Source organism: Cupriavidus sp., from assembly GCF_057315035.1.
Map to the genome: position 1 here is coordinate 59,995 of NZ_DBHKYV010000002.1, position 7,985 is coordinate 67,979.

The following is a 7,985-nucleotide window of genomic DNA, read 5'->3' on the forward strand; positions in this document are numbered from 1 at the left end:
GGTGTAAACCACTACGTCCACACAAACACAAATACGTTGCGTACAAAAAATATTTGTATGAATATAAATCGCACGTCGGACGAAGAACGGCGCTTGCCGGATGGCTGGCAAGTCGATCAGGAAGGAGACAGTAGTGCAGAGAACGCCCCAAGTTTCGCCCCCATCACATAGCGGTGCCTCGTCGGGACACCAGGATCTCGGCAAGGCGCTGCGCCAGCGGCACGTGACCATGATTTCGCTGGGCGGCATCATTGGCGCCGGCCTGTTTGTCGGCAGCAGCGCCACCATCAGCACGATGGGACCGGCCGCCTGCCTCAGCTACCTGCTGGCTGGCATCGTGGTGCTGTTCGTAATGCGGATGCTCGGCGAGATGGCGCTGGCCCATCCGGGCATCGGCTCGTTCACCGAGTACACGCGACTTGGCCTTGGCAACTGGGCCGGATTTACCAACGGGTGGCTCTACTGGTATTTCTGGGTCATCGTGGTGGCCGTGGAAGCCGTGGCAGGCGCCGCCATCCTTCAGCGGTGGATCCCGCTGCCAGTCTGGGTGATCGGCTTGGTGCTCCTGTCGGTGCTGACGGTGGTGAACCTGATGTCCGTGAAATCGTATGGCGAGTTCGAGTACTGGTTCGCCTCGATCAAGGTGGCGGCCATCATCGTTTTCATCGCCATCGGCGTGGGATACCTGCTCGGCTATTCGTCGTGGCACGAGACCGCCGCGCACCTGACCGGCGATCGTGGCTTCCTGCCGTTTGGCGCGATGTCGATCATCGCCGGCGTGCCGACCGTGATCTTCGCCGTGGGCGGGGCGGAAATTGCGACCATCGCCGCCGCCGAATCGGATGATCCGGGCAAGAGCGTGGCGGCGATGACGCGCTCGGTGATCCTGCGCGTCATCACGTTCTACGTCGGCTCGCTGTTCGTCATTGCCTGCGTGGTGCCGTGGGCCAGCATCAAGGTGGGCGACTCGCCGTTCGTGGTGGCGCTCGGAATCATGCACGTGCCGGGCGCGGCGGACATCATGAATGCCATCGTGTTGGTGGCGGTGCTGTCGGCGCTGAATTCGGGGCTCTATGTGTCGTCGCGCATCCTGTTCCGGTTGGCCGAGCGTGGCGACGCACCACGTGCGCTGCTGAAGCTGTCGGCTCACAAGGTGCCGCGCCTTGGTGTGCTGCTGAGCAGCGTTGTGGGATACGTCGCGATCATCGCGGCCATTGTGTCGCCACAGGGTGTGTTCCTGACTCTCGTCAACGCGTCGGGTGCCATCATGCTGTTCGTATACTTGGCGGTTGCCGTGTCGCAGATTGTGTTGCGTCGTCGCGTGGAAGCGAGCGACCCCACCCGCCTGACGTTGCGCATGTGGCTGTTTCCGTGGTTGTCGTATGCCGTGGTGGCTGCCATCGTGGGTGTGCTGGTGGCGATGGGTGCCGATGCCGGATTACGCCCGCAGTTGATGGCGAGTCTCGCCAGCCTGGCCATCGCGCTGGTGGCGTATGCAGCGCTGGCAAGACGGCGCGCGTCTGCGAGGCACGACACCGCGACCGGCTACGGCATGTCATCCGGCCAGACCGCATTCGGAGGCGCAAAGCAATGAAGCGTGTGGCAGTGATCGGCGCCGGCTTTATCGGCATGGCAAGTGCGGCGTGGCTGATGCGCGAAGGCCATCGCGTCACGCTGTTCGACCCGGCCGGCGTGGCGCAGGGTGCCTCGTATGGGAACGCGGGCACGTTCGCGCCGTATGCCTGCATCCCGGTCAACAACCCGTCAGTGTTCCGCGCGCTGCCGCGCTACCTGCTGTCGGCCGACAGCCCGTTGCGGATGCGTTGGGGCTACCTGCCAATGCTCGCGCCGTGGCTGGTGCGCTTCCTGCACAGTTCGCTGCCGCAGCAGTACGAGAACAGCGCTCGCGCCCTGGCCGGCCTGCTTGCACTGGCGCAGGCCGGCTATGCGCCGCTGCTGGGAGAGCCGGGTCTGGCGAAGTTCGTGCGCGAGCGCGAGTGCCTGTACCTGTACTCGGACGGCGCATCGTTTCACGCCGCGCAGCCGTCACTGCAACTCCGGCGCGAGCTTGGCGTTCCGTTCGATGTGCTCGATGCGGACGCCATCCGCGATCTGGAGCCAAACCTCGCGCCGATCTTCGAGCGCGGCGTGCTGTTCACGGGGAGCTGGCATTTCTCCAACCCAAGCGGTTTCCTGGAAGCACTGTTCGACCATCTTGCGCCGCGGGGGCTGACGCTGGAGCGCAAAGCCATCGCGGCCATCACGCCCGACGCCAACGGCATCACGCTACAGGTGGAAGGCGAGGGCGCGCGCGCCTTCGACCACGTCGTGGTGGCTGCCGGCGCGCGCTCTGCGGCCTTCGCGAAGCAGTGCGGCGACGCGGTGCCACTCGACACCGAGCGCGGCTATCACATTCAGTATCCCGGCGTCGCCAACCTGATTTCGCGGCCGGTCGGCTGGGCCGAGCGCGGCTTCTACATGACGCCGATGCAGGATGGCATCCGCGTGGCCGGCACCGTGGAGCTGGGTGGTTTCAGCCCGGAGCGCAACCGGTCGTTGCTGAAGCTGCTGACGGAGTCGTCCCGGCGGGCGCTTCCGGGCCTCGACGCGCCGGACAGTGAGTGGCTGGGCTTCCGACCAACCCTACCGGACGGGGTGCCCGTGCTTGCGCACGCCAGCGCCAGCAAGCGCGTGGTCTATGCATTCGGGCACCAGCACCTCGGCCTGACGCTGGCTGGCATCAGCGGGCGCATCGTCGCCGACCTGGTTGCCGACCGGCCTTCACCGCTGGAACTGGCGCCCTATCGCGCGACGCGCTTCTGACGTCGAACCGGAGCGACCCCGATCCGCCGCGCATTGGGGCCGGTCCTCCAGAAAGAGCGCGACACGAGCAATCACGAATGAGGTGTCTACCATGAATCGCCGCCGCATGATGTTGGCCATGACGACATGTGCCCTGGCCGCCCAACTGCCCCTTGCCCGGGCAGCGGATCCCGAAGTGGTCAAGATTGGTTTTGCCGGTCCGCTCACTGGGCCTGCCTCGCGCGTTGGCAAGGATCTGCAATACGGTGCCCAGCTTGCGCTGGACGAGGAAAACGCGAGGAAGCCGACCATCGGCGGCAAGCCGGTGAAGTTCGAGCTTGCGGTACAGGACGACCAGGCCGATCCACGCACCGCAATCCAGGCAGCACAAAAGCTCGATGACGATGGCGTGGTGGGCGTGATCGGGCACTACAACTCCGGTTGCAGCATTCCTGCGTCGGGCGTCTATCAGAAGGCGCACTTGGCGATGATCACGCCGGGTTCCACCAATCCCGACCTGACCAACCAGGGGTTCCGCAACGTGTTTCGCACCATGGGGCACGACGGGGTGGGCGGCGTGGTCGGCGGGCGCTTTGTGGTGGAGCAGATCAAGGCACAGCGGATCGGCATCATCGACGACCGCACCGCCTTTGGCCAAGGGCTGTCCGATGCCTTCGAGAAGGGGGTCAAACAAGCCAAGGGCAATATCGTCGGGCGCGAGTTCACCAACGACAAGGCGGTGGACTTCCTCGCCATCCTGACCCGCCTGAAGAGCAAGAATCCCGACGTGATCTTCTTTGGTGGACTCGATGCACAGGGGGCATTGCTGGTCAAGCAGATGCGCTCGCTGGGCATGAAGTCGATGTTGTTCGGCGCGGGCGCGCTCAAGAGCAATACGTTCCTCAGCATTGCTGGTGCTGCCGGTGAAGGTACGCAGGATCTGGAGCCCGGTCCGGCCCTCGACAAGCTGCTTGCGGCAAAGGAATTCGCGCAGCGCTACAAGGCACGCTTCAATCAGGATGTCGAACTTTACGCCCCCTTCGCATACGATGCCACGCTGGCCATGCTCAAGGCGATCCGCGACGCCAACTCGACCGATCGCCAGAAGATCATCGACAGCCTGGCCAAAGTGGACATCAATGGCGTGACGGGCCGCATCGCCTTCGATCCTCATGGAGACCTGATCAAGCCGCCCTACACGCTGTTCGAGGTCAAGCAGGGCCAGTGGCAAAGCGTGAAGACGATCGCGGCCATGGGTAACTAGCATGGCGTTCTCGCATACCGTTGGCGTGCGACGCCACGTCTTCCAGGACCTCAGGGCCCTGCTCGCCAAGGCCAGTCCCGCACGTTCGGGTGATAGCCTGGCCGGGATTGCTGCCGCCAGCGAGGAAGAGCGCATGGCGGCGCGCATGGCGCTGGCCGACATCCCGTTGACGCGCTTCCTGAGCGACACGTTGGTGCCGTATGAGTCCGACGAAGTGACCCGGCTGATCGTGGACCGGCACGATCCGCAAGCCTTTGCAGAAATCGCGTCGTTGACCGTTGGCGATTTCCGCAACTGGCTGCTGCTGCGTGAGACCGATTCATTCATGCTCGCACGCGTGGCGCCAGGTATCACGCCCGAGATGGCCGCTGCCGTGAGCAAGCTGATGCGCAATCAGGATCTGGTGGCCGTGGCGCGCAAGTGCCACGTGGTCACGCGGTTCCGCAATACCCTTGGCCTTCCCGGCCGCCTGGCGGTGCGGCTCCAGCCCAATCATCCGACGGACGACCCCAAGGGGATTGCCGCTTCGATGCTCGATGGACTGCTCTATGGTTGCGGCGATGCCACCATCGGCATCAACCCCGCTTCTGACAACCTCGCGGCCATCGTCTCGCTACTTCAGTTGATGGACGAATTGCGCGAGCGCTACGCAATCCCGACGCAGTCGTGCGTGCTGACCCACGTCACGAATACGGTGCGCGCCATCGAAATGGGCGCGCCGGTCGACCTCGTGTTTCAGTCGATCGCCGGCAGCGAGCGCGCCAATGCGTCATTTGGCATCAGCCTGGCGCTGCTGGCCGAGGCCCACGACGCTGCGCAAGGGTTGGCGCGCGGTACCGTTGGCCGCAACGTGAAGTACTTCGAGACGGGGCAGGGCAGTGCGCTGTCGGCCAACGCCCATCACGGCGTGGACCAGCAGACCATGGAGGCGCGCGCCTATGCCGTGGCCCGGCAATTCGCGCCGCTGCTCGTGAACACGGTGGTGGGGTTCATCGGCCCGGAATACCTGTACGACGGCAAGCAGATCATCCGCGCCGGCCTGGAGGACCATTTCTGCGGCAAGCTGCTCGGCCTGCCGATGGGCTGCGACGTCTGCTACACGAACCACGCCGAGGCCGACCAGGACGATATGGACAACCTCCTGACGTTGTTCGGCGCGGCAGGCATCAATTTCATCATCGGTGTGCCGGGCGCGGACGACATCATGCTGAACTACCAGAGCACCTCATTCCATGACGCGCTATACCTGCGCGGCTTGCTGGACCTACGCCCGGCGCCGGAGTTCGAGGGGTGGCTGCGCAATATGGGCATCGTTGACGCGGACGGTGGCCTGCTCGAACCGGCGCCGAGACTGCCGCTGCTGCGACACGCCGAGACGCTCTAATACTGGATGCCCGCTATGCCCGACCGCCACTTGACTAGTCCCGACCCGTGGCAGCACCTGCGTGCGTTGACCGATGCACGTATCGCGCTGGGGCGGGCCGGCAACAGCCAGACCACCGATGCCATCCTGGCCTTCGGCCTCGCCCACGCACAGGCGCGCGACGCGGTCCATCTCCCGCTGGAGTGCGCGCCGCTGGAAGCGGCGCTTGGACAGACCGGTTTTGCGAGCTTGCGGGTACACAGCGCCGCGCCGGATCGAGCCCATTTCCTGCGCCGGCCCGATTTAGGGCGAAGCCTCGCCGATGCCAGTTGCAAAACGCTGGCAGAGGAGCGGCAGGCAATGGCGCCCGACGTGGTGTTCGTGATCGCGGACGGCTTGTCTGCCCTGGCGGCGCAGACCCATGCCGTGCCATTGTTGCACAGCGCTTGCGAGCGCCTGCCGCGGGAGTGGATCGTGGGCCCGGTCGTCATCGCGCGGCAGGCGCGGGTGGCCCTGGGCGACGAGATTGGGGAACGGCTGGGCACCCGCCTGGTCGTCATGCTGATCGGCGAGCGGCCGGGACTGAGTGCGCCTGATAGCCTGGGAATCTACCTGACTTTTGCGCCACGAGTGGGGCGCACAGATGCTGATCGGAACTGTATTTCCAACGTGCGACCTGCCGGCCTCTCCTATGCCGCGGCCGCCGACAAGCTCGCATTCCTGCTGCGCGGCGCAATGGCGCTTGGTAGTAGTGGCGTGCGTCTCAAGGACGACACCGATCTGCCCGGCATTCTTTCCGAGAATTAATTATTGGAGAGTTTGACGTTGCGCATGCATGGCTCCTCGAATTGGGTGCCAAACAATCGCCCTACCGGGGGGGCCCTTTGATTCCGATGCAATTTACCGGGGTAGCCACCCCTAGCATCCACGCGGGTTTCCGGGCGGTGCTCGCCTGATACCCCAGTCAAATCAGTCACTTGCTGACTGGTCCTTTCCCCCCTTACTGAACCGTTGATCGGCCCCTGAGCTCTGGCAGAGCGCCGGCGAGCCCGTGCGATACCTTGTTTCGGCAAGATAATGATAGTTATCTGTCTTGTGTCATTTCTTACCCTGATCAAATGCCTTTCCTAACGTTAGGCTCGTGCGTTAGATGGGAGCGCGTTCAACTCTGCCCGACGCCCGTCCCTCGCCACTACGCCCGACCGGATCCGGGCGACCTGCGGGCCCGATGCACGAAAGATCCCCCACTGCCAACGAGCACGCTCTATGGCGTATAGCGCTCGACGATTGCGACATCGGTACTGCCAACGGAGCCGCCGAGTATGAGCACGCTGCCATCGGCGAGGACCACGGCCTGTGCCGCCGCGCGGCCGGCGGCCATCGGCGCGCCGGCGATCCACGTGTTCGTGGCCGGGTCGTAGATCTCGGTCGAGGTCGTGCGCACGCCACCGCTGCTGACCAGGGTGCCCCCCGACACGAGCACTCGGCCATCGGCAAGCCGCGTGACGGTCGGGATCGAACGTGCCGAGATCATGCTGCTGGCCGTCCACGTCAGCGTGGTGGGATCGTAGCGATACGCGCGCGGAGCGGCAGCGCTTGTGGCATCGCCGAGGACGAGGACCGATCCATCGGCCAGTGTCGTGCCCATGGTCACGTTGCCGAATACGACGGGTGCGGGGGAGATGGTCGTGCCGCTGTCGTCGATGGCGACAACCTCGGTGGTGCCGAGCAGGCCGCCGTTGGCGATGCCGCCCGCCAGGAGGACGTTGCCATTGGGCAGCCGTGCCGCGGCGTGTTGCGCGCGCGGGCTGGCCAGCGTGGAGGCCATGAACGTCCAGGTGTTGGTCACCGGGTCGTAGAGGTCCATGCTGGACAGGATCGTGATGGTGCCGATCTGGTTGAAGCCACCCGCGACGAGCACCTTGCCGTTGGCGAGCAGCGTGGCCGACTGGTTCTGGCGCGCGTCGCTCATGGCGGCTGCGGGACTCCACGTGCCCGTGGCGGGGTCGTAGAGCTCCGCGGAGGCCGTTTCGATTTGCGAGAACACCTGGCCGCCCGTGACAAGCACGCGGCCATCGGGCAGCAGCGTTGCCGTATGGCTGCTGCGGGGCAGGGACATCGTGCCGGTAGGCGCCCAGAGGTCGGTGGCCGGGTTGTACAGCCATGCGCTGCTGGTCGAACCACCGCTGGTAAAGCCGCCCGCGACGAGCACAAGCCCGTTGGTGAGGCGCGTGGCCGTAAAGTAGTGCACCGGGAGTGGCATCGGCGAAAGGGCCGAACTCCAGCTGCCGCGCGACGTGATGGTGATCTGCACCTGCGCCTGCGTGCTTCCGGCCGTATTGCTGCCGGTGATCGTGTACGTGATGGCCGACTGGGTGGCCGTAGGTGTGCCGCTGATGAAGCCGGTATTGGCGTTGAGACTCAGCCCTGCGGGCAGCACAGGGGAAACCGTGAAGCCGGTGATCGCACCACCCGTCGCCACGGGCGCGTTCGGCGTGACCGGCTCGGTGGTGAAGTAGAGCGGATTTGCCGTCGTGTAGGACAGGCTGGCGGGCG

Annotated in this window: 6 protein-coding genes; 5 read left to right on the forward strand and 1 reads right to left on the reverse strand. The window is 65.0% G+C overall.

The annotated features are described in order from the left end of the window. Window positions 1–229 precede the first annotated feature (229 nt). The 5 genes from ACO550_RS03795 to eutC all read left to right on the forward strand — a co-directional run bounded on the left by ACO550_RS03795 (window position 230) and on the right by eutC (window position 6,236). Window positions 230–1,594, forward strand: a complete 1,365-nt coding sequence (locus ACO550_RS03795; RefSeq protein ID WP_485994415.1) for an amino acid permease — start codon at window positions 230–232, stop codon at window positions 1,592–1,594. Further along, entirely contained in the window at window positions 1,591–2,823 is a 1,233-nt protein-coding gene (locus ACO550_RS03800) for an FAD-dependent oxidoreductase (protein WP_315594889.1), read from the forward strand. Before ACO550_RS03795 ends, ACO550_RS03800 begins: the two co-directional genes overlap by 4 nt. Window positions 2,824–2,914: 91 nt before the next feature. Beyond that, window positions 2,915–4,066, forward strand: a complete 1,152-nt coding sequence (locus ACO550_RS03805) for an ABC transporter substrate-binding protein (protein WP_315594890.1) — start codon at window positions 2,915–2,917, stop codon at window positions 4,064–4,066. A gap of 1 nt (window position 4,067) precedes the next feature. After that, window positions 4,068–5,450: an ethanolamine ammonia-lyase subunit EutB gene (locus tag ACO550_RS03810; protein ID WP_315594891.1), complete on the forward strand. Its 1,383-nt coding sequence runs from the start codon at window positions 4,068–4,070 to the stop codon at window positions 5,448–5,450. A 15-nt stretch (window positions 5,451–5,465) separates the two neighbouring features. Continuing rightward, a complete protein-coding gene (gene eutC, locus ACO550_RS03815) occupies window positions 5,466–6,236 on the forward strand; it encodes an ethanolamine ammonia-lyase subunit EutC (protein WP_315594892.1) in 771 nt (256 codons plus the stop codon). Window positions 6,237–6,693: 457 nt separating this feature from the next. Here eutC and ACO550_RS03820 read toward each other — a convergent pair. Continuing rightward, window positions 6,694–7,985 (reverse strand): Kelch repeat-containing protein (locus ACO550_RS03820; RefSeq protein WP_485994207.1); only part of this gene is annotated, 1,292 nt, incomplete at its 5' end.

Coding starts and splice junctions, on each gene's coding strand:
- ACO550_RS03795 (WP_485994415.1), top strand. CDS start 230: ATGATTTCGCTGGGCGGCATCATTGGCGCCGGCCTGTTTGTCGGCAGC.
- ACO550_RS03805 (WP_315594890.1), top strand. CDS start 2,915: ATGAATCGCCGCCGCATGATGTTGGCCATGACGACATGTGCCCTGGCC.
- eutC (WP_315594892.1), top strand. CDS start 5,466: ATGCCCGACCGCCACTTGACTAGTCCCGACCCGTGGCAGCACCTGCGT.
- ACO550_RS03810 (WP_315594891.1), top strand. CDS start 4,068: ATGGCGTTCTCGCATACCGTTGGCGTGCGACGCCACGTCTTCCAGGAC.
- ACO550_RS03800 (WP_315594889.1), top strand. CDS start 1,591: ATGAAGCGTGTGGCAGTGATCGGCGCCGGCTTTATCGGCATGGCAAGT.